Source organism: Sulfitobacter sp. M39, assembly GCF_021735935.1.
Classification (GTDB): Bacteria; Pseudomonadota; Alphaproteobacteria; order Rhodobacterales; family Rhodobacteraceae; genus Sulfitobacter.
On record NZ_WMDZ01000001.1, the window covers coordinates 2795503 to 2814746 of the forward strand.

23 protein-coding genes are annotated in these 19244 nt (G+C 61.9%); 14 read left to right on the forward strand and 9 right to left on the reverse strand.

Annotation, left to right across the window (positions count from 1 at the left end; translation table 11 throughout):
• The first annotated feature begins 7 nt into the window (after window positions 1-7).
• Window positions 8-799: an enoyl-ACP reductase FabI gene (locus GLP43_RS13475; RefSeq protein WP_237279710.1), complete on the forward strand. Its 792-nt coding sequence runs from the start codon at window positions 8-10 to the stop codon at window positions 797-799.
• Between the two features lie 125 nt (window positions 800-924).
• On the opposite strand, the gene GLP43_RS13480 is transcribed toward GLP43_RS13475, so the two are convergent.
• A complete protein-coding gene (locus tag GLP43_RS13480; RefSeq protein ID WP_237279711.1) occupies window positions 925-2037 on the reverse strand; it encodes a THUMP domain-containing class I SAM-dependent RNA methyltransferase in 1113 nt (370 codons plus the stop codon).
• A 96-nt stretch (window positions 2038-2133) separates the two neighbouring features.
• Complete coding sequence (locus GLP43_RS13485) at window positions 2134-2562, reverse strand: FKBP-type peptidyl-prolyl cis-trans isomerase (protein WP_237279712.1); 429 nt, start codon at window positions 2560-2562, stop codon at window positions 2134-2136.
• Window positions 2563-2745: 183 nt separating this feature from the next.
• Between GLP43_RS13485 and GLP43_RS13490 the strand changes: the two genes are divergently transcribed.
• Genes GLP43_RS13490 through GLP43_RS13515 form a run of 6 tightly spaced genes read left to right on the forward strand, consistent with a single transcriptional unit; the run spans window position 2746 to window position 8066 of the window.
• Window positions 2746-3432, forward strand: a complete 687-nt coding sequence (locus GLP43_RS13490; RefSeq protein ID WP_237279713.1) for a haloacid dehalogenase type II — start codon at window positions 2746-2748, stop codon at window positions 3430-3432.
• Window positions 3432-4256, forward strand: coding sequence for an alpha/beta fold hydrolase (locus GLP43_RS13495; protein ID WP_237279714.1), 825 nt, complete (start codon window positions 3432-3434; stop codon window positions 4254-4256). The genes GLP43_RS13490 and GLP43_RS13495 overlap by 1 nt, the downstream gene beginning before the upstream one ends.
• Entirely contained in the window at window positions 4253-5224 is a 972-nt protein-coding gene (locus tag GLP43_RS13500) for a threonine ammonia-lyase (RefSeq protein WP_237279715.1), read from the forward strand. Before GLP43_RS13495 ends, GLP43_RS13500 begins: the two co-directional genes overlap by 4 nt.
• Before the next feature lie 21 nt (window positions 5225-5245).
• On the forward strand, window positions 5246-6034 hold the full coding sequence (gene pcaD, locus GLP43_RS13505; protein ID WP_237279716.1) for a 3-oxoadipate enol-lactonase: 789 nt from the start codon (window positions 5246-5248) through the stop codon (window positions 6032-6034).
• Entirely contained in the window at window positions 6027-6737 is a 711-nt protein-coding gene (locus tag GLP43_RS13510) for an alpha/beta fold hydrolase (protein ID WP_237279717.1), read from the forward strand. The genes pcaD and GLP43_RS13510 overlap by 8 nt, the downstream gene beginning before the upstream one ends.
• Window positions 6738-6740: 3 nt before the next feature.
• Window positions 6741-8066, forward strand: coding sequence for a lyase family protein (locus GLP43_RS13515; protein WP_237279718.1), 1326 nt, complete (start codon window positions 6741-6743; stop codon window positions 8064-8066).
• A 165-nt stretch (window positions 8067-8231) separates the two neighbouring features.
• Here the strand turns inward: GLP43_RS13515 and GLP43_RS13520 are convergent, their stop codons facing one another.
• The gene (locus tag GLP43_RS13520) at window positions 8232-9455 is read right to left on the reverse strand and encodes an acyl-CoA dehydrogenase (RefSeq protein WP_005849449.1); all 1224 of its coding nucleotides are present in this window, start codon (window positions 9453-9455) and stop codon (window positions 8232-8234) included.
• Window positions 9456-9553: 98 nt separating this feature from the next.
• On the opposite strand from GLP43_RS13520, the gene GLP43_RS13525 reads away from it, so the two are divergent.
• A complete protein-coding gene (locus tag GLP43_RS13525) occupies window positions 9554-10447 on the forward strand; it encodes a LysR substrate-binding domain-containing protein (RefSeq protein ID WP_237279719.1) in 894 nt (297 codons plus the stop codon).
• Window positions 10448-10557: 110 nt separating this feature from the next.
• Window positions 10558-10914 carry a hypothetical protein gene (locus GLP43_RS13530; protein WP_237279720.1) on the forward strand — a complete coding sequence of 119 codons (357 nt, stop codon included), beginning with the start codon at window positions 10558-10560 and terminating at the stop codon, window positions 10912-10914.
• 98 nt (window positions 10915-11012) lie between these two features.
• On the opposite strand, the gene GLP43_RS13535 is transcribed toward GLP43_RS13530, so the two are convergent.
• Window positions 11013-12569 carry a bifunctional metallophosphatase/5'-nucleotidase gene (locus GLP43_RS13535; RefSeq protein WP_237279721.1) on the reverse strand — a complete coding sequence of 519 codons (1557 nt, stop codon included), beginning with the start codon at window positions 12567-12569 and terminating at the stop codon, window positions 11013-11015.
• Between the two features lie 169 nt (window positions 12570-12738).
• Here GLP43_RS13535 and GLP43_RS13540 point away from each other — a divergent pair, with 169 nt between their 5' ends.
• Genes GLP43_RS13540 through GLP43_RS13550 form a run of 3 tightly spaced genes read left to right on the forward strand, consistent with a single transcriptional unit; the run spans window position 12739 to window position 14557 of the window.
• Window positions 12739-13086 (forward strand): DUF952 domain-containing protein, encoded by a 348-nt coding sequence (locus tag GLP43_RS13540; RefSeq protein ID WP_237279722.1) that lies wholly within the window; start codon window positions 12739-12741, stop codon window positions 13084-13086.
• On the forward strand, window positions 13086-13517 hold the full coding sequence (locus GLP43_RS13545) for a DUF1330 domain-containing protein (RefSeq protein ID WP_237279976.1): 432 nt from the start codon (window positions 13086-13088) through the stop codon (window positions 13515-13517). The genes GLP43_RS13540 and GLP43_RS13545 overlap by 1 nt, the downstream gene beginning before the upstream one ends.
• Window positions 13514-14557: a quinone-dependent dihydroorotate dehydrogenase gene (locus GLP43_RS13550; protein ID WP_237279723.1), complete on the forward strand. Its 1044-nt coding sequence runs from the start codon at window positions 13514-13516 to the stop codon at window positions 14555-14557. The genes GLP43_RS13545 and GLP43_RS13550 overlap by 4 nt, the downstream gene beginning before the upstream one ends.
• Before the next feature lie 67 nt (window positions 14558-14624).
• On the opposite strand, the gene GLP43_RS13555 is transcribed toward GLP43_RS13550, so the two are convergent.
• From GLP43_RS13555 to GLP43_RS13565, 3 genes are read right to left on the reverse strand one after another with little or no spacing between them, the layout of a single operon-like run.
• Window positions 14625-15989 carry an MATE family efflux transporter gene (locus GLP43_RS13555; RefSeq protein ID WP_237279724.1) on the reverse strand — a complete coding sequence of 455 codons (1365 nt, stop codon included), beginning with the start codon at window positions 15987-15989 and terminating at the stop codon, window positions 14625-14627.
• Window positions 15982-16494, reverse strand: coding sequence for a PaaI family thioesterase (locus tag GLP43_RS13560; RefSeq protein ID WP_064217103.1), 513 nt, complete (start codon window positions 16492-16494; stop codon window positions 15982-15984). The genes GLP43_RS13555 and GLP43_RS13560 overlap by 8 nt, the downstream gene beginning before the upstream one ends.
• Window positions 16491-16913, reverse strand: a complete 423-nt coding sequence (locus GLP43_RS13565; protein ID WP_005849458.1) for a PaaI family thioesterase — start codon at window positions 16911-16913, stop codon at window positions 16491-16493. Before GLP43_RS13565 ends, GLP43_RS13560 begins: the two co-directional genes overlap by 4 nt.
• A 114-nt stretch (window positions 16914-17027) precedes the next feature.
• On the opposite strand from GLP43_RS13565, the gene GLP43_RS13570 reads away from it, so the two are divergent.
• Window positions 17028-17405 (forward strand): MerR family transcriptional regulator, encoded by a 378-nt coding sequence (locus GLP43_RS13570; RefSeq protein ID WP_184581603.1) that lies wholly within the window; start codon window positions 17028-17030, stop codon window positions 17403-17405.
• A 110-nt stretch (window positions 17406-17515) separates the two neighbouring features.
• Here the strand turns inward: GLP43_RS13570 and GLP43_RS13575 are convergent, their stop codons facing one another.
• Both GLP43_RS13575 and GLP43_RS13580 read right to left on the reverse strand, forming a co-directional pair.
• The gene (locus GLP43_RS13575; RefSeq protein WP_237279725.1) at window positions 17516-17815 is read right to left on the reverse strand and encodes a hypothetical protein; all 300 of its coding nucleotides are present in this window, start codon (window positions 17813-17815) and stop codon (window positions 17516-17518) included.
• Window positions 17816-17858: 43 nt separating this feature from the next.
• Window positions 17859-18557: a helix-turn-helix transcriptional regulator gene (locus GLP43_RS13580; protein WP_237279726.1), complete on the reverse strand. Its 699-nt coding sequence runs from the start codon at window positions 18555-18557 to the stop codon at window positions 17859-17861.
• 279 nt (window positions 18558-18836) lie between these two features.
• Between GLP43_RS13580 and GLP43_RS13585 the strand changes: the two genes are divergently transcribed.
• Complete coding sequence (locus GLP43_RS13585; RefSeq protein ID WP_037944722.1) at window positions 18837-19238, forward strand: MerR family transcriptional regulator; 402 nt, start codon at window positions 18837-18839, stop codon at window positions 19236-19238.
• Window positions 19239-19244: the final 6 nt, after the last annotated feature.

The following is a 19244-nucleotide window of genomic DNA, read 5'->3' on the forward strand; positions in this document are numbered from 1 at the left end:
GCAGCAAATGTCAGACATGCTTAAAGGAAAACGCGGCCTAATCATGGGTGTCGCGAACGAACGCTCCATCGCTTGGGGCATTGCCAAGGCGATGGCGGAAGCCGGTGCCGAACTGGCGTTCACCTATCAGGGCGAAGCCTTTGGGAAGCGTCTTGAACCGCTGGCGCAGAGCGTCGGGTCGGACTTCATGGTCGATGTCGACGTCACCGACGACGCCTCGCTTGATGCCGCGTTTGACCAATTGGGTGCGCGTTGGCCCACGATCGACTTCGTTGTCCACGCCATTGCCTTTTCCGACAAATCCGAGCTGACAGGCCGGTTCCTGAACACCAGCCGCGCGAACTTCAAGAATTCGATGGATATCTCGGCCTATTCCTTCATCGAGATCGCCCGCCGTGCGCACCCGCTGATGGTCGAGAATGGCGGCACCCTGCTGACGCTGACCTATATGGGATCAAACCGCGTGACGCCCAACTATAACGTCATGGGTGTGGCCAAGGCCGCACTGGAAAGCGCCACGCGCTATCTGGCGAATGATCTGGGGCCCGAAGGCATCCGCGTCAACGCGATCAGCCCCGGCCCGATGAAAACGCTTGCCGGTGCCGCGATTGGCGGGGCGCGCAAGACCTATAAACACACCGACACAAATGCCCCCATGCGCGCCAATGCGACGTTGGAAGCGGTCGGCGGGACCGCGGTCTATCTGGCCTCGGATGCCGGTGCTTGCACCACGGGCGAGATTATCCGCGTGGACGGCGGGTTCCATGTGCTGGGGATGCCGCAAGCCGAGCATCTTTGACGGTACTGGCGGACCGGGGCGCTGCCACAAAGTACTATTTCCGGGGCGCTGCCACAAAGTTCTATTTCCGGGGCTCTGCCCCGGGACCCCGGGATTTTAGACCATTTGGAAATAGGGCGGCGCGTTTAGCGTAGGGGCGGGGTTTGGTAGAGCCAGACCTTCATGCCGCCATGGGCAATCGCAGGGCCTTGGGGTTTCCACGGCAGGCCCGTGGCTTTGGCCAGGGGCGGCTCGGACGTGACGAGGCCAACGCGCCAGCCTTTAAAGCGGGTCAGCAGCGTTTGGCCGAGCGTGCCATACAGCGGATAAAGCAGTTTCTTGTTGCCGATGCGCCCGCCGTAGGGCGGGTTCACCATGACAAGGCCGGGGGGGCCATCGGGCGGGGTCAGCTCGCCCGCGGCGTGGTTTTCGAAGGTCACGGCATCGGCCACCCCTGCCCGTTCGGCATTCATACGGCTCATCCGGACGGCTCCCGCGTCACGGTCAGAACCATAGAAACGCAGCGGCGTGGATGTGGTGGGGGTCTCGCGCATGGCGGCCCATTGGTCAGCGTCAAAACTGGCGAGGTCTTCGAAAGCGAAATGGCGCGAGCGCCCGGGGTTGAGGCCCATGGCAATCTCGGCCGCCTCGATCACGAAGGTCCCTGAACCGCACATGGGATCGACCACCGTCTCGGTGCCCGTGTACCCCGCCTGACGCAGCATCAGATAGGCCAGGTTTTCGCGCATCGGCGCTTTGCCCACGGCTTCCTTGTGGCCGCGCTTGTGCAGCGCATCGCCCGAGGTATCGAGGCTGATGGTCACCACATTGTCGTCGATCCGGACCTTGAGCACGAGAGCCGCCTCGGGCGAGATCGTAACCCCGAGGCTTTCGCGCAAGGCGGTTTCAATCCGCTGGGTCGCGGCACCGGCGTGATAGATTTTAGAGGCTTTCGTGGTCACCTGCACCCGAACGGGCACTTCCGCACGCAATACATCGGCCCAGGGAAACTTGCGCGCGCGTTTGTCCAGTTGCGCCAGATGGAACGCCATGAAGGACCCGATCCGCGCCAGCACGCGCGAGGCACCGCGCAGTTGCAGGTTCGCGCGCCAGACCTCGGGCCAGCCGCCCTGCACCGTGATCCCGCCGGGCGAGGCCACAGGATTGGCAAAGCCTTTCTCTGTCACCTCGGCGAGAAGCATGTCTTCCAGACCGGGAGTGGCCACAATAAATATGTCGAAGGTGTTTTGACTGTCCATAACCGCTGCTTACTGCGCGGCGCGCGAGGTTTCGAGCGGTTTCTTGGAGCAAGACAGTCCGGCGCGATCAAAAGCGCCGGACTGTATGGGCCTGGTTCAGGCGATTTTTACCAGTTCGATGTCGAACTGCAGGTCTTTGCCCGCCAGCGGGTGGTTGGCGTCAAGTGTCACAGTGGCGTCGTCAACCTCGACAACCATCACCGGCATCGCCTGGCCGTCGGGTGTTTGCATCTGCAGCTGCGTGCCGATTTCCAGCGGGATATCCGCAGGGATGCCTTCGCGTGGCACGGCCTGACGCATCTCGGGGTTCACATCGCCGTAGGCATCGGCGCTGCCGATTTTGACGACTTTCTTGTCGCCGACTTCCATGCCGGGCATCGCGGTGTCGAGACCGGGAATGATCTGGCCGGATCCGACCGTGAATTCCAAAGGCTCGCGCCCTTCCGAGCTGTCGAAGGTGCTGCCGTCAAGCAGGGTACCAGTGTAGTGAATAGCAACAGTATCGCCGGATTTAACCTGCGTCATAGAAAGCTCCGATCCATAAAGGGAAAATACAGGAGGCCGCGTATCTGCGCGGGTGCTCCGGGTTCGGCGCGCAGTGTTTCAAGCCTGCGTCCTGTCGTAAACCCCCATGAGGCCAGTTTTTCGGCCTTTTCTGTCGTCACGGGTCGTGACAGTCTTGCGAAAGAAATATTCAGGGGGGAAATCATGGCGATTACAACATGCGTGTTCGACGCATATGGCACCTTGTTCGATGTGGCCGCAGCCGCACGACAAGCGGCGTCAGAGCCGGATTTTACCGCGCTTGCGAGCAGCTGGCCGCTGGTCGCTGAACATTGGCGACAAAAGCAGCTTGGCTATTCCTGGCTGCGCGCTGTCACCGGGGCCCACACGGATTTCTGGCAGGTCACCCAAGACGGCTTGGACTGGGCTTTGGCCAAGACCGGCCACGACAACGACCCTGCCCTGCGTGAACGCCTGCTGGCGCTTTACTGGGAGCTTCAGGCCTTCCCAGAAGTGCCCAAGATGCTGAAAACGCTAAAGGAAGCGGGGTTGAACACAGCGATCCTGTCGAACGGGTCACCGGCGATGCTCGACGGTGCCGTTTCCTCCGCCAATCTGGGTGACACGCTGGATGCGGTGCTGTCGGTGGAAAGCGTCGGCGTCTTCAAACCAGATGCGAAAGTCTATGAACTGGTCGGTCAGCGCTTTGACTGCGCGACCTCCGAGGTGTTGTTCGTCTCGTCCAACGGATGGGATGCGGCGGCGGCGACAGGCTTTGGCTTTACCACCGCTTGGGTCAACCGCGCGGGCGAGCCGATGGACCGGCTGCCCTGGCAACCCGCCCATGTGCTGCAGGACCTCAACGGCATTCCAGAACTGGCAGGCGTATAATGGCTCATTTCACCACATCCGACGGGCTATCGCTCTATTTCACCGACGAAGGGGCGGGTCTGCCGATTCTCTGTCTTGCAGGATTGACGCGGACCACAGCGGATTTCGACTATGTCACCCCCCATCTGAAGGGCGTGCGTCTGATCAAGATGGACTATCGCGGGCGCGGGCAATCTGACTTCGACCCTGACTGGTCACACTATTCCCCCCCGGTTGAATGTCGTGATGCGCTGGAGCTGCTGGATCATCTTGGCATCGACAAGGCCGCCGTGCTTGGCACCTCGCGCGGGGGGCTGAATGCATTGGGGCTGGCCAAGGGGGCCAAGGATAGGTTGCTGGGCATCGCCTTTAACGACGTTGGCCCGCATATTGACCCGCAGGGGCTGGATTTCATCATGGGCTATATCGGCCGCAACCCTGCTGCCAAGACCCATGCCGAGGCCGCCGCGGCCATGCCACGTGTGTTTCCCGAATTTGACGATGTGCCCGACAGCCGCTGGTTGGAAGAAGCGCAAAAGCACTACGCCCAGACTGAAAGCGGTTTGCAGATCACGTATGACAAGCACCTGCGCGATGCAGTGGCCAAGGCGTTCTCTGCCCCCTCCCCCGATCTGTGGCCGTTCTTTGACGCGCTTGACGGGCTGCCGATTGCCTGCATCCGTGGCCTGGCATCCAATCTGCTGAGCGAGGAAACCCTGCAAGAGATGGAACGCCGCCGCCCCGATATGGTGGTCGCGCGGGTGCCGGGACGTGGGCATATTCCGTTTCTGGACGAACCAGAGGCGGTTGCGGCCTTGAACGAATGGATCGGGAAGATGCAATGAATATCGATATGATCCGCGCGGCAGCGCAGCGGCTGGAGGGGCACGTGCGGCGCACGCCTTTGCTGAACTCTCCGTTTTTGGATGACATCGCGGGGCGGCGCGTTTGGGTCAAGCCCGAATGCCTGCAACACACCGGCAGCTTCAAGTTCCGCGGCGGCTGGTCGGCGGTGTCGGCATTGCAGCCATCTGTGCGCGCCAAGGGGGTCATCGCCTTTTCCAGTGGCAACCACGCCCAAGGTGTTGCCTATGCGGCCAAGCTGCACGGGGTGCCCGCGGTGATCATCATGCCCGCCGACGCGCCCCGTCTGAAGATCGCCAACACCCGCGCGCTTGGGGCCGAAGTCGTGCTTTATGACCGCATGACCGAGGACCGTGATGCCATCGGCGCGGCTATGGCGGAGGAACGCGAATTGACGTTGATCAAGCCTTTTGACGACCCGCTGGTGATCGCCGGTCAGGGGACAACGGGGCTTGAGATCGCGCAGCAGGCCGCCGAAGCGGGGATCGCCCGTGCCGATGTGATTGTCTGCTGTGGTGGTGGGGGGCTGACCTCTGGCATCGCGCTGGCGCTGGAAGCCGAGGCACCGGGGCTGCGCGTCCGCACCGCCGAGCCCGAAGGCTTTGATGACGCCGCGCGGTCGCTTGCCGCAGGGCAGATCAAGCGCAATGCCGCGCTTGGCGGGTCGATTTGCGATGCCATCGTTACGCCGCAACCGGGCGACCTGACTTTTCCAATCCTCAAACGGTTGTGTGGCCCCGGCCTTGTCGTCACTGATGACGAGGCGTTGCAGGCGATTGGTCATGCGTTCAACCGGCTGAAACTTGTGGCAGAACCCGGCGGTGCCGTCGCCCTTGCCGCCGCGCTGTTCCGGCAAGACGAGATTGAAGGTGACGACGTAATCGTCACCATCTCGGGCGGGAATGTAGACAGTGATATTTTCTCGCGGGCGCTTGCCACGCTTGATTGACGCCCCACAGGAGGTTCTGACATGAAGATTTTCGATACCGGCGATGTGCGTCTGCATTACCGCGTGGATGGCCCGGAGGATGGTGCACCTGTGGTCTTTGCCAATTCACTGGGGACTGATCTGCGCCTGTGGGACCCGATCCTGCCGCTGCTGCCCAAGGGTCTGCGGATCATCCGTTTTGACAAACGCGGGCACGGGCTGTCGTCCTGCCCGCCTGCGCCCTATGCGATGGGGGCGCTGATTGGTGATACGGAAAAACTGCTGGATCATCTGGGCGTAAAGGGCTGCGTCTTTGTCGGGCTGTCCATTGGCGGAATGATCGCCCAAGGGCTCGCCACCAAGCGGCTGGACCTGATCCGCGCCATGGTGCTGTCCAATACCGCCGCCAAGATCGGCACCAAGGATATGTGGGCGGACCGCGTGCGCGCCGTGCAAGAAAGCGGGATCGAACCGATGGCGGATACCATCATGGAACGCTGGTTTGCCGTCCCCTTCCGCGCCACGCCCGAGCTTGAGCTTTGGCGCAATATGGTCGTACGCCAACCGGCCGAAGGCTATGCCGGTTGCTCTGCCGCGATTTCTGGGACGGATTTCTACACGCCCACGGCGGCGCTGCGCCTGCCGGTGCTGGGGATCGCGGGCTCCGAAGACGGGTCCACCCCCCCGGATCTGGTGCGCGAGACCATCGAGCTGATCCCGGGATCGAAATTCAAGATCATCCGCAAGGCCGGTCATCTGCCTTGCGTCGAACACCCGCAGGAATATGCAGCCCTGCTGACCGAGTTTTTGCAAAGCGTCGGCCATGTCTGACATCCTTTTGGTGCATGGGTCGTGCCACGGCGCGTGGTGCTGGCGTGATCTGATCCCTGCTCTGCGGAAATTGGGCCACAGCCCCCGTGCGATTGATCTGCCCAGCCACGGCGACGACACGACGCCGGTCAACGCGGTCACGCTCGACAGCTATGCCGATGCGGTGCTTGCGGCCTCTACGCCTGACACGGTGGTGGTGGGTCATTCGATGGGCGGTTTTGCCATCGGGGCAGCGGCACAGAAAGATCCAAGCGCCATGGCGCGGCTGATCTATCTATGTGCCTACGTCCCTGCGGCGGGGCTGTCGCTGGCCGAGATGCGCAAACAGGCCCCGTCGCAACCGCTGATGCCTGCTGTGCGCCTCGCCCCCGATGGCAAAAGCTTTACCCTTGATCCCGCGATGACAGAGGCGCTGTTCTATCACGACTGCCCGCCGGGTGTCGCGGGTTTTGCCGCACCGCGCCTCTGCGCGCAGGCCGTGGCCCCGACGATCAAGCCTCTGCCAGATACTGCCCGTGCGGACGCCATGCCGCGCAGCTATATTCGCTGTATGGATGACCGCACCATCCCGCCCGCCTATCAGGTCACGATGACGAAAGACTGGCCAAGCGCGGATGTTCATGAGATGGCCTGCGGGCATTCACCCTTCTTTACCGATCCCGCCGGTCTGGCGCGGATCATTGACGACATTATCCCGAGGTAACCCATGGCCGCCAGCGTCTTCGACAGCCCCCTGTTCGCACAGCTTTTCAACACCGGTGACGCAGGGCGCCTGTTTTCGGACAGCGCTGCGATCCGCGCGATGCTGCTGGTCGAAGGGGCGCTGGCCAAGGTGCAGGGCAGCCTTGGTATCATCCCCGAGATGAGCGCCGCCGCGATCCACCGCGCCTCTCTCGAGATTCAGGTCGACCCCGGGGCGATCGCCGCCTCTACCGGAGAGAACGGCGTGTCCGTGCCGGGGCTTCTGGCGCAGTTCCGTGCCGAGATGCAGGCACCGGAATTTGCCCAGCACGTGCATTGGGGCGCGACCAGTCAGGACATCATCGACACGGCGCTGATGCTGCGCCTGCGTCAGGCGCTCAAGCTGGCGGAAACCGATCTGCGCGAGATCATCGCGGCCCTTGCGGCAGGTGCCGAACAGCACCAATCCCTGCCGATGCCTGCCCGCACCTATGGCCAGCACGCCACCCCCACCAGCTGGGGCGCGGTGCTGGCGGAATGGGGCATGCCGCTGTGTGACGCGCTCGGCCAGCTTGAGGCGCTACGCGAAGGGTCGCTGTTCGTGTCCCTGTCGGGGGCGGCGGGGACGGGCTCTGCCCTTGGTCCCAAGGCTGCCGAGACCCGCGCGCAGCTGGCTCAAGCGCTTGGCCTGAGGGATCCCGGGCGCAGCTGGCATGTGGACCGTGGCCCCATGCTGCGCATCGCCGATTGGCAGGGCCGCGTGATGGCAGCGCTGGCGCATATCGCGCAAAGCACGCTGGCGCTGACCATGACCGAAACCGCCGAGCTTGCCCTTGGGGCGGCAGGCGCGTCGTCGACCATGCCGCAAAAACAGAACCCCGTGGGGCCCTCGGCGATTGTCGCCCTCGGACACCAGTTCACCGGCCAGCGCGCCACGCTACAGGCCGCCGCGGCGCACCAGCATCAACGTGATGGCGGCGCGTGGTTCGCGGAATGGATGGCCGTGCCTCAGCTGGCACTTAGCCTTGCCGCCGCGCTGAACCACACCAAGACGCTTGTCGCGGGGCTGACCCCGCATCCGGTAAAGATGCACAGCGCGCTGACAGATGGGCTGGGCCTGATCCACGCCGAAGCGCTGAGCTTTGCCCTGGCCGAGACGATGCCCCGCCCCGCGGCCCAGAAGATCACCAAACAGCTTTGTCAGGATGCGCTGGCCAAACAGGTGCCGCTGGCCGATCTGGTCCACGCGGATTACCCCGACGTGGCCGAGACCCTCTTTGACCCGTCAACCCAGATGGGACAGGCCCCCGCAGATGCAGCGGCCTTCGTGGCCCGAGCGCGCGCGCTGTAGCCACAATGATTGGCGCGGAGCGGTTACGGGGGCCAGCCCCCGGACCCCCGGGATTTAGAGCCATTTGGAAATATTTTGAGGGGTTTGGGGCACGGCCCTACGGCGGCTGATTTAGCGTCAGGTAGGACGGGGTATGAGGGGGCCGAAGCCCCCGCTGCCAGAGATTTAGAAGAACGCCTGCAGGCCGGTCTGGGCGCGGCCCAGGATCAGCGCGTGCACGTCGTGCGTGCCTTCATAGGTGTTCACAGTCTCAAGGTTCATCATGTGGCGGATCACCTGGAATTCGCCGCTGATACCGTTGCCGCCGTGCATGTCACGGGACATGCGGGCGATGTCCAGCGCCTTGCCGCAGTTGTTGCGCTTGACGATAGAGATCATTTCCGGCGCAGCGTTGGCGTTGTCCATCAGACGGCCCACTTGCAACGAGGCTTGCAGGCCAAGCGCGATTTCGGTCTGCATGTCGGCAAGTTTCTTTTGGAACAGCTGTGTCTGCGCCAGCGGCTTGTTGAACTGCTTGCGGTCCAGACCGTATTGACGCGAGGCGTGCCAGCAGAATTCAGCGGCCCCCAGTGCACCCCAGCTGATGCCATAGCGGGCGCGGTTAAGACAGCCGAACGGGCCTTTCAGACCTTCGACATGGGGCAGCAGGGCATCTTCGCCGACTTCGACGTTGTCCATCACGATCTCGCCTGTGATCGAGGCACGCAGCGACAGTTTGTTGCCGATCTTGGGTGCGGACAGACCCTTCATGCCTTTTTCAAGGATGAAGCCGCGGATCTTGCCGCCGTGCTCTTCGGACTTGGCCCAGACCACGAAGACATCCGCGATCGGCGCGTTCGAGATCCACATTTTAGAGCCGGTCAGCTTGTAGCCGTTGGCGGTTTTCACCGCACGGGTTTTCATGCCCGCAGGGTCAGAGCCTGCATCGGGTTCTGTCAGGCCAAAGCAACCGATGAATTCACCGCTGGACAGTTTGGGCAGGTACTTCATGCGCTGCTCTTCCGAGCCATACGCATAGATCGGGTACATCACGAGGCTGGATTGCACGGACATCATCGACCGGTAGCCGCTGTCCACACGTTCCACTTCGCGCGCGACCAGACCGTAAGACACATAATTACCGCCCAGACCGCCGTATTGTTCGGGCACCGTGACGCCCAACAGGCCCATGTCGCCCATCTCACGGAAGATCGCGGGGTCGGTGGTTTCATTGGCGAAAGCGTCGATCACGCGGGGCTGAAGCTTTTCCTGTGCATAGGCGCGCGCGCTTTCCTGGATCATACGTTCGTCTTCGGTCAGCTGTTCGTTCAGGCGGAACGCGTCCGCCCAATCAAAGCTGCCCATGTCGGGGGCGTCTTTGGCTTTCAATACGGGCAATTCGGTGCTCATGGTATGTCCTCCTCGGGGTTCGGATTTGAGCGCAGTATTGCAAAGCACAGCGGCAATGACTATCGCTGGTTACTCCTGAACCTATGAGTCAAAATCATATGATCGCCCCGCGTCGCTTCCTTCCGTCGGTCAACGCCCTGCTCGCATTCGAGGCAGTGGCACGCCTGGGCAGTGCCACATTGGCGGCGCAGGAACTGTCCCTGACGCAAAGCGCGATCAGCCGGCAGCTCAAGACGCTAGAGGCGCAGTTGAATGTGGTGCTGCTGGACCGTCAGGGGCGTCAGCTGGTACTGACTGAGGCGGGAAAAAGCTATGTAATTCAAGTACGTGACGTTTTGAACAGGTTGGCACAGGCATCCATCACTGCGCGTACGAACCCGATTGCGGGGGCGCTGAACCTTGCCATTCTGCCGGGGTTCGGCATGCATTGGCTGGCCCCGCGGTTGCGCGACTTTGCGCAGTCCCATCCGGAGGTGACGGTGAACCTCAGCACGCGACTGCATCCGTTTTCCTTCCAGAACAGCCCCTTTGACGCTGCAATACATTTTGGCAAGGAAGACTGGCCCGGTGTGCGCTATTTGCCGCTGATGCCCGAGACGGTGGTCCCCGTCTGCGCGCCCGAACTGCTGACTGAACCGCTGGAGGATCCCAGCCAGATCCTGCGCTATGCGCTGCTGCATCTGGACACCCGCCCGCGCGGCTGGTCGCGGTGGCTGAGCGCGCTTGGCGTCACGCAAGAACCCCCTGCCGGCATGATGTTCGACCAGTTTTCAACCATGGCGCAGGCGGCGGTGCACGGGTTGGGCGTGGCGCTGCTACCCACCTTTTCCGCCGAGCCCTATCTGCGCGACGGGCAGCTTGTGCTGGCATCGACGCAGACGACACAAAGCATCGGGAATTACTACCTCGTCTGGCCCGAGGACCGTGCCGAAACCGCGGCCTTGCAGTCGTTCAAGACGTGGCTCGACGGGCAGACGGGTCAGGTGCTTTAGCATAGGCCAAGGGTCTGAAGCATATTCGCCCTATTTCCGCCGCAATCCTGAATTAGCACACCCTTCATCAGTTTTAAGGGGGGGGGCCCCTTTTGAAAGGGAGCATGGATATGCCAATTTCACTTACCAAACTCATTTCTGCGGGCGCGACAGCGGTCACACTTGCGGCTGCCACCGCAGCGACCGCGCAAACCCATGACGTCGTGATCTTTGACGACGCCTTCTTTCCTGCCGTGATCTATGTCGACGCCGGGGACGAGCTGCGTTTTCTCAACAACGCCAGCGCCGCGCGCAACGTCAGCGCGGGTGACGGGTCGTGGTCATCCGGCACGCTGGAAACCGGCAGCAGCTTTAGCCAAATGGTAGAGGCAAACAGCCAAGTGACCTTTATCGGTACGTCGCTTGGGGAAAACCCCAAAAGCTACTCCGGCGAGATCAGCTTTGACCCCGCACCGCTGAGCGAGTGATCGGGTCCATCCCTGCGATTGTCGCAGGTGCTTGAAATAAAAACGGCGCGCCCCTGTTTCCAGCGGCGCGCCGTTTCGCGTTAATATGGCGACTTGGCTTACTTCACCGTGATGCGGCCATCGGTATAGGGCGTGTAGGCCCCGTTGGCGGCGATGAATTCAGCCGTCACATCCGCCAGATCGGGACCGTAGTCATAGGCGTTTTGCGCAGAGGTAAACGGCGCATAGCCGTCGCCGCCATTGCGCACATAATTGTTGGACACGACGCCATAGGTCTTTTCGGTATCAAGCGGCATGCCGGATACGGTGACATCGCTGATGCGGCTGCCCGGCTCGGCGCTGGTGTCCACGGTAAAGGTCATCCCCGCCACCTGCGGGAAACGACCTGCGACCTCTTCGATCTGGCTCACGCCATTTTCCAGCGCCTCTACCAGTGCCGCACCGGTGACCTGAAAGGTCGACAGCGTGTTCTGGAACGGCAGCACCGCCAGCACTTCGCCCATGGTCACCTCTCCGGCGTCGATGGAAGAGCGCAAGCCGCCGCTGTTCTGGATCGCGACCTCGATCCCCTGATCCGCCACACGGGCCAGCATCGCATCGGCGACGAGATTGCCCATCTGACATTCCTGCACGCGGCAGACCGATCGGTCGCCTTCGATCGCCTCGGAGGTTTCGGCAACGACCTTGCTGCGCAGCTCTTCTAACGGTTGGGCCAGCTCGCCGATGCGGGCGACGGTGGTTTCATCTTCGGCGACGCCTGCGTCGATCAGGATCGGATCGCCCGAGGCCTGCTTGATCTTACCCTCGTCGTCGAAGGTCACGTTCAGCTCGCCCAGATATTTACCGTAGGCATAGGCCTGCACGATCGCCGTATCCTTGACCATCGTCGGATAGGCCCCTTCGGCTTTTTCGTCGGTGTTGGACAGCAGCGTATTGGTGTGCCCGCCGACGATCACATCGACGCCTGTGGTATTCTCGGCGACCATCTGGTCGACCCCATAGCCCGAGTGGCTGAGCACGATGATCTTGTTGATACTCTGCGCGGTCATCAGATCGACCTCGCTCTGAACGGCAGCCACGGAATCGGTAAAGACGACGTTGTCTCCGGGGCTCGATAGTTCGTGAGTGTCTTCGGTGGTCAGCCCGATCAGGCCGATCTTTTCACCGCCACGCTCGATCACGACAGATTTCGCCAGCTTGTCCGCCAGCAGCGGTTCGGCAGAGACATCGGCATTCGACATCAGGATGGGGAAGTCGATCGCCTCCATGAAACCGGCAAGCACTTCGGGGCCATCGTCGAATTCGTGGTTGCCGACGGTCATGCCATCATAGCCCAGCATGTTCATCATTTCGGCTGCCATCTTGCCCTTGTAGTGGGTGTAGAACAGCGAGCCTTGAAACTGATCCCCGCCGTCGACCAGCACATAGTTGTTGGTGCGCGCCTTGGCGTCCTTGATCGCGTTGACCAGCCGCGCGGTGCCACCGAAACATTCGCCGGCGGTATTGTCCTCGGCGGAACACGGGCCATCGTATTTGCTGATCGGTTCAAACCGCGCGTGGAAATCATTGGTGTGCAGGATGGTCAGACTATAATCCGCCGCTGCCATGCCCGAGGTCAGCGCAAGCGCTGCCGTGGCTGTCAGGAATCGTTTCATGATGGGTCCCCCCTTTGGGTTGAATTATGCACCTATGGTGACCCCCAGTTTGCCCCCTTGTCAAAGACCATCTGAGCGCAAACCCGCCCTTCCCCAAGGTCACCGCCCTGCGCCGCGGCAAAGCGCACAGCCCTTGACCGTTTGCACCGACCAAGGCATCACAGCGGCTATGTTGATTTACAAAATTTTCCGCTCCGATGAATGGCAGGCCCTGCGCCGCGACGGCTCTACCGCGGGCGCGCCGGTTGATGTCGCCGATGGCTATGTGCATTTCTCGACCTCTGAACAGGCGGCTGAAACGGCTGCGAAACACTTTGCCGGTGAGGCAGACCTGTTTCTTCTGGCCGTAGAGACCGACCGCCTTGGCGATGCCCTGAAATGGGAGGTGTCGCGCGGCGGTGCCGAGTTCCCGCATCTGTACCGCATGCTCATGCTAGAGGATGTGGTTTGGGCCCAGCCCCTGCCCTTGGTGAACGGGGCGCATGATTTTCCCGCTGGCTTTAAGGAAGCTGAATGATGACAGGATATATCGACCCGGATCGCGCACAGTTCGACGCCTTCAAGGGGCTGGACCGCGACACGCCGCTGAACATGGTGAACCTTGTCAAACTGCGCGACAAGGCCGCCTACCCCGACGATCACGCGCTGGCCGCCAAGGCGCTGACAGGGGCGCAAGCCTACAAGAATTACGGCGCGGAAAGCGGTCCGGTGCTGGCGGATGTCGGCGGATCAATTCTTTGGCGCGGCCAGTTCGAGGCGACGCTGTTCGGCCCCTCGGATGAGGATTGGGATGTGATGTTCATCGCGCAATACCCCAACGCCCATGCCTTTTTGCAAATGATCTCGGACCCGCGGTACAAACAGGCGGTGGTACACCGTCAGGCCGCGGTTGTGACATCGCGCCTGATCCGCAGCGCACCGCTGCCCCTGACGGATGAATTTGCATGAAGCGTATGGCCGAGCAGCTGGGGCTGCGCGCCCTGCATCAGGTTGACCCCGAAACGGCCCACGGTCTGGCGATCACCGCACTGCGGCTTGGCTTGGCCCCTACCCCCGGTCCGGTCACATCGAAACGGCTGAAAACCTCGCTTGCCGGGATGAGGCTGCCCAACCCTGTCGGCCTTGCCGCGGGGTTTGACAAGAACGCCACCGCCGTCGCGCCGCTGTCCAACGCGGGGTTCGGCTTTATCGAGGTCGGGGCCGCCACGCCCCTGCCCCAACCCGGCAATGACAAACCCCGTCTGTTCCGCCTGACCGAGGACCGCGCGGCGATCAACCGCTTTGGCTTTAACAACGAGGGCATGCAGGCGATCTGCACGCGATTGGCGCGCCGCGGCGCGGGCGTGCCCGTGGGGCTCAACCTTGGGGCCAACAAGACCAGCACCGACCGCGCCGCCGATTTCGCCCGCGTGATGGAGCTTGCCCGCGATCACGTGGATTTCGCCACGGTCAATGTATCCTCGCCCAATACCGAAAAGCTGCGTGACCTGCAGGGCAAGGCCGCCCTCGCCGCGCTTCTGGCCGGCGTCATGGAGGTGCGCGGAGATACGCCCGTGTTCCTGAAAATCGCCCCCGATCTCACCGAGTCGGAGATCGCCGATGTGGCCGAGGTCGCCAATGACGCAGATGTGGCCGCGATCATTGCCACGAATACAACGCTGGACCGCACCGGCCTGAAGAACGCGCAGCGTGACCAGATGGGCGGACTGTCGGGCGCGCCCCTGTTCGAAAAATCCACCCGCGTGCTGGCGCGACTGTCGACGCTTACCGATATCCCGCTGGTGGGCGTCGGGGGCATCAGCTCGGCCGAGGATGCCTATGCCAAGATTTGCGCAGGTGCCTCGGCGGTGCAGCTTTATACGGCGCTCGTCTATGGCGGGCTGTCACTGGCAGCGGATATCGCCAAGGGGCTCGACAAACTGCTGAAGCAGGACGGGTTCGATACCGTGGCCGATGCCGTGGGCAGCAACCGCAGCGCTTGGCTTTGACAGGACGCCCAGGCACCGATCGGGGCGCTCTCCGCGTGACTTCACCCCGACCCTGCGCGGGCGGGGCCTATCCCGCCGCACGCTCCAACGCGGGGTAGCGCAGCGCCAGCGTGACCCCACGCGCGACAAAGGACACCAGCAGCGAAATCCACAGCCCGTGGTTGCCCAGCCACGGCACCAGCAGCGCGGCACTCGCACAGTAGATCACAAAAGATACTGCCATCATGTTGCGCATGTCCCGCGACCGCGTGGCCCCGATAAAGATCCCGTCCAGCATCCATGACGCCCACCCCAGCAGCGGGGCCGCGACCATATAGGGCAAGAACACCCGCGCCTCTGCGCGCACAAGCGGGGCCGTGGTCATGAGGTCGATGATCATGCCCCCGCCCCATGCGAAGCCCACGGTCATCACGGCACAGGCCAGCAGACCCCAGCCGCTGGTCAGCACCGCGCCGCGCCGCAGGACATCTCGCTGCTTGCCGCCCATGGCGCGCCCGACCAACGCCTCGGCCGCAAAGGCGAAACCGTCAAGCGCAAAGGCCGTGATCATCAGGAATTGCAGCAGCACCTGATTGGCGGCGAGTTTCACGTCCCCCAACCCCGATCCCAGAAACAGGAACGAGACGAACACCGCCTGCAACAGAAGCGACCGCACAAGGATGTCGCCGTTGACCTTCATCATGTTGATCCAGCGCGGACCGTCGAACACCTGCGCCCAGTCCCGCCATGCGGGCACTCTGAAAGCTGCACGGCAGAACCACAGCCCAAGTGCCGCACCCGACCATTCAGCCAGAAAGGTCGCGATGGCGACGCCCTGGATACCCCAGCCGAGCCCCAGCACGAACCACAGGTCCAGCGCGATATTCAGCCCGTTCATCCACAGTTGCACCACCAGCACGGCACGGGTGCGTTCCTGCGCGATCAGCCAGCCGGTGATCGCGTATATCGCAATTGCCGCCGGGGCGGACCAGACGCGGATCCCCATATAGGACCGGGCGAGGCTTTCGACCTCGGCGCTGGCCGGAGAGACCTGAAACGCCGCCCAGAACAGCGGTATCTGCAGCATCACCAGCGCAAAGCCCGCCAACCCGCCGATCAGCAGCCCGCGTGTCAGCAGTGCCGCGACCTCTGCCGCGTCGTTGTTGCCTGCCGCCTGCGCGGTCAGCCCGACGGTGCCCATCCGCAGAAAGCCAAACACCCAGTAGAGCGATGACAGGATGATCGCGCCGATGCCCACGGCTCCGATGGGGGCCGCCAGCCCGATCTGCCCGACCACGCCAGTATCCACCGCGCCCAAGATGGGCACGGTGGCGTTGGAGATAACAATCGGGATGGCGATGTTCAGCACGCGGCGGTGGGTCACCACCTCTTTCGCGGATAGTTTGCCTTGGGCGACGGCGCTGACTTCGCCCTTGGGAATCGCGTCAGTCACGGCGTTGGGGCATCAGGAAATGGCCCGTAGCCTGCGCGAAAAGCTTGCTGCGGTTGTCCTGCCATGCCTCGACATGCACCGAGGCATAGCGCCGCCCCGACCGGTTGATCCGCGCGCGCGCATAGGCATCGCGCGGCAGACCCGAACGCAGGTAATCGACGGTAAAGTCGATCGTCTTCGGCAGTCGTGGCAAATGCGTCGCATCCATCTTGTCGACGGCCAGCGCACCGGATTCAAGATCCTCCCACAGGTATTCCCAGCTCAGCGTGATGATCGACGTGACCTCAAGGAACGAGGCCGTGACCCCACCGTGCAGCGCCTGCAACAGCGGATTGCCGATCAGCTTGTCGGAGAAGGGCAGAACGCCGGTCAACTCGTCGCCACGGCGGTCGAACTCGATCCCCAGAAAGCTGATGTAGGGCACGCCGTCCACCAGCGCGCGCAGCGCCGCATCGCGACGCTTTTTGACGACCTGTACCGCCTCGGGTTTGCTCCGTGTGCTCATCGTTTGCCCTCCACCGTGAAACTGCCGGTGGCGGTGGCGACCGGGCTGCCGTCTTCTTCGTCCTGTGCCGTGGCGCGCACAAAGGCGACATTCCGCGTCACGTGATAACATTCCGCCCGCGCCGTGATCCGTTGACCAGGCACAGCCGCGCGCAGATATTCTATGCGCAAATCAATCGTCGCCGTCCCCCCGGGATTGCTAGGGTGGCTCATCACCGCGGCCCCGCAGCAGGTATCCATCAACGCCGACACGGCCCCGCCATGCAAGACACCTGTGCGCGGATCGCCGATCAGCCGTTCATCATAGGGCATGTCGATCACGGCGACGCCGCCATCCAGCTCTTGCAGTTCCATCCCCAGGGCACCGCTGTAAGGCAGCGCCGCGATGAACTGCTTGGCGATGCGAAGTTTGTCTGACATTTTTTACTTCCTTGGCGTTATTCTCCCCATATCAACCGAGCGGCCAAGCAAGAGCAACCCCAGTGTTGCGCTTGGAAAGTGAACCGCATAGTTTCCGAACTTGAGGAGACCAAGATGACAGACAAACGCCTGAACTTTAAAGAAATGTGTGCGGAGTTTGACGTCACGCCGCGCACGTTGCGCTATTACGAGTACATAGAATTGCTCCACCCCGAGCGTGAAGGCCGGTCGCGCAGCTATGGCGCGCGGGAAATCGCCCGCATGAAGCTGATCATGCGGGGGCGCAAGTTCGGGTATTCGCTGGAAGGCATCCGCCAGTGGCTGCTGATCTATGAAAACGAAGGCACCGAAGCGCAAATGCGCGCTTGGGTCATCAGCGCGGACCGCCAGTTGGGAGAGCTGGCAGAACAGCGCAAGCAGTTGGACGAAGCCATCGAAGAGCTGCAAAAATCGCGCGACGATACAGAGGCTGCATTGGCCAAGCGCGACTGACTGTCGTGGTGTCCTATCGCGCCAGCGCGCTTGGGGAATGGATCGCTGTTGGCTGGATCACACGGCTTTCAAACCGGATCTGGCTATTAAAGCGAAAAGTGCGGGCGGGCTTAGGCCTGCCGCGCCGCCAACCGGCGCAAAACGTCCGACAAGCGTGTCAAGTCCGCGGCTGTTACGATCAGTTCGGACAAAGAATCATGGTCCAGACGGGCCGCGAAATCATAGGCGATGTCTTCGGCCAGCTTTGCCGCGTTCTTTAGTCCCAGCGATGCAGCTGCAGCAGACAACGGCGCGTCTTGCGCGACATCCTGGGTATTCATAATCAATGAGGGATTCGGAGTTTTATTCTGCGCCACGGCCTGTCCACTTACGGTTGAGAATTCTCCACGACTATGCTGCCGCTGGGTCAAGCGCACGTCCCGTAAGTGCGCGACACATCGCGCACGCCCTGTACTACGACAGGTTATCCATTGATTGGTCGATCAACCCGAACGCCAGCCCCCGCACCGCCGCGCGGGTGCGGTCGGTCACATCCAGCTTGCCGAACAAACGCCGCATGATCGTATCGACCGTGTGTCGCGACACCCCCATGATCTGCGCGATCGAGGTGTTGCTCTTGCCGCGCGCGATCCAACGCAGCAATTCCAGTTCGCGCGGGGAAAGTCTTCGGTTCGGTGCCGCCGGACCCGCCACCAATGCGCAAAAACGCAGATGAGCGAATTGGCTGGCCATTTGCAGATCCAGAACCTCTGCATCGGTCGGGCGCGGCCTGTCGTGGTGGAAGCCGATACTGACCAAAGCATTGCGCGCTTGCGGGCCGAAGACCTGACAGACCAGACCATCGGCAAATCCGAACTCTCTGGCTTTGCGCAGGTAGGCTTTCTGCTTTTCGGTCAAGGTGATCAGCTGCGGCAGGTCGCGCCAGAAAAACGGCGTGATCTGTGACGCCGCGAAGGGCGGAAACGGGTCATCCAGATACATCCGTTCGTCGGTATACATGCGCTGAAACTCTGCAGGGATGCCGATCCCAATCGCCCCGAAACTGGAATCCCCCAAGGATTGCACATCAATGCTGTGGTAGGTCACGGTGCGGAAATCCTGCGCTTTGGCAAGGCGTTGCACCAGAAGCCATAGCGCAGAGACACTGTTCACTTCACGTAGACACTCTATAAATAATCGTGGCTCCAAATCCCCAGACATATCGCCTCCCCCCGCCGATAAACCTCGTTCCACCTCAATTACTTAGTCACATTTACTTACCTATCAACTCGGTGCCGATAAAAAATTCAGGGGCTTACGCAGATTTACTCAACGTAAAGCAAATGTTTGACGTAGCGTCCAAGTTACGTAAGCTTGTTTCTGGGTTATACCGCTCCCAGTTTAGGTGAAGTTGACCGTTCTACAGCAGTGATAGAATAGCGAGTAACTGATATGTCCAACACTACGATGACCATCCGAGAGATGTGCACCGCCTTCGATGTGACCCCGCGCACCCTGCGGTTCTACGAAGCGAAAGAACTGCTTTTCCCCGAACGTCAGGGACAAAAGCGCCTGTTTACCAAACGGGACCGTGCGCGGCTGAAACTGATCCTGCGTGGCAAGCGCTTTGGCTTCAGCCTCGAAGAAATCCGCCAGTTGCTGGACTTGTACCACATGGGCGACCAGCAACAGACCCAATTGGCGCGCACCTATGACATCGCGCGCGAACGTCTGGCCGACCTCGAAGCACAGCGCGAGGATCTGAACAACGCCATCGACGACCTGCAAAACCAGTTGAAATGGGGGGAGAAAATGATCGCCTCCATCAACAGCGCCCGCAACGCGGCAGAATAGGCCCCG

What these genes read in the sequence shown, in the direction of transcription:
- GLP43_RS13540 (WP_237279722.1), top strand. Translation starts at nt 12,739, where the DNA reads ATGTTGATTTACAAAATTTTCCGCTCCGATGAATGGCAGGCCCTGCGC.
- GLP43_RS13495 (WP_237279714.1), top strand. Translation starts at nt 3,432, where the DNA reads ATGGCTCATTTCACCACATCCGACGGGCTATCGCTCTATTTCACCGAC.
- GLP43_RS13515 (WP_237279718.1), top strand. Translation starts at nt 6,741, where the DNA reads ATGGCCGCCAGCGTCTTCGACAGCCCCCTGTTCGCACAGCTTTTCAAC.
- GLP43_RS13500 (WP_237279715.1), top strand. Translation starts at nt 4,253, where the DNA reads ATGAATATCGATATGATCCGCGCGGCAGCGCAGCGGCTGGAGGGGCAC.
- GLP43_RS13570 (WP_184581603.1), top strand. Translation starts at nt 17,028, where the DNA reads ATGACAGACAAACGCCTGAACTTTAAAGAAATGTGTGCGGAGTTTGAC.
- GLP43_RS13490 (WP_237279713.1), top strand. Translation starts at nt 2,746, where the DNA reads ATGGCGATTACAACATGCGTGTTCGACGCATATGGCACCTTGTTCGAT.
- GLP43_RS13510 (WP_237279717.1), top strand. Translation starts at nt 6,027, where the DNA reads ATGTCTGACATCCTTTTGGTGCATGGGTCGTGCCACGGCGCGTGGTGC.
- GLP43_RS13475 (WP_237279710.1), top strand. Translation starts at nt 8, where the DNA reads ATGTCAGACATGCTTAAAGGAAAACGCGGCCTAATCATGGGTGTCGCG.
- GLP43_RS13485 (WP_237279712.1), bottom strand. Translation starts at nt 2,562, where the DNA reads ATGACGCAGGTTAAATCCGGCGATACTGTTGCTATTCACTACACTGGT.
- pcaD (WP_237279716.1), top strand. Translation starts at nt 5,246, where the DNA reads ATGAAGATTTTCGATACCGGCGATGTGCGTCTGCATTACCGCGTGGAT.
- GLP43_RS13525 (WP_237279719.1), top strand. Translation starts at nt 9,554, where the DNA reads ATGATCGCCCCGCGTCGCTTCCTTCCGTCGGTCAACGCCCTGCTCGCA.
- GLP43_RS13535 (WP_237279721.1), bottom strand. Translation starts at nt 12,569, where the DNA reads ATGAAACGATTCCTGACAGCCACGGCAGCGCTTGCGCTGACCTCGGGC.
- GLP43_RS13530 (WP_237279720.1), top strand. Translation starts at nt 10,558, where the DNA reads ATGCCAATTTCACTTACCAAACTCATTTCTGCGGGCGCGACAGCGGTC.
- GLP43_RS13560 (WP_064217103.1), bottom strand. Translation starts at nt 16,494, where the DNA reads ATGAGCACACGGAGCAAACCCGAGGCGGTACAGGTCGTCAAAAAGCGT.
- GLP43_RS13565 (WP_005849458.1), bottom strand. Translation starts at nt 16,913, where the DNA reads ATGTCAGACAAACTTCGCATCGCCAAGCAGTTCATCGCGGCGCTGCCT.
- GLP43_RS13585 (WP_037944722.1), top strand. Translation starts at nt 18,837, where the DNA reads ATGTCCAACACTACGATGACCATCCGAGAGATGTGCACCGCCTTCGAT.
- GLP43_RS13520 (WP_005849449.1), bottom strand. Translation starts at nt 9,455, where the DNA reads ATGAGCACCGAATTGCCCGTATTGAAAGCCAAAGACGCCCCCGACATG.
- GLP43_RS13545 (WP_237279976.1), top strand. Translation starts at nt 13,086, where the DNA reads ATGACAGGATATATCGACCCGGATCGCGCACAGTTCGACGCCTTCAAG.
- GLP43_RS13480 (WP_237279711.1), bottom strand. Translation starts at nt 2,037, where the DNA reads ATGGACAGTCAAAACACCTTCGACATATTTATTGTGGCCACTCCCGGT.
- GLP43_RS13550 (WP_237279723.1), top strand. Translation starts at nt 13,514, where the DNA reads ATGAAGCGTATGGCCGAGCAGCTGGGGCTGCGCGCCCTGCATCAGGTT.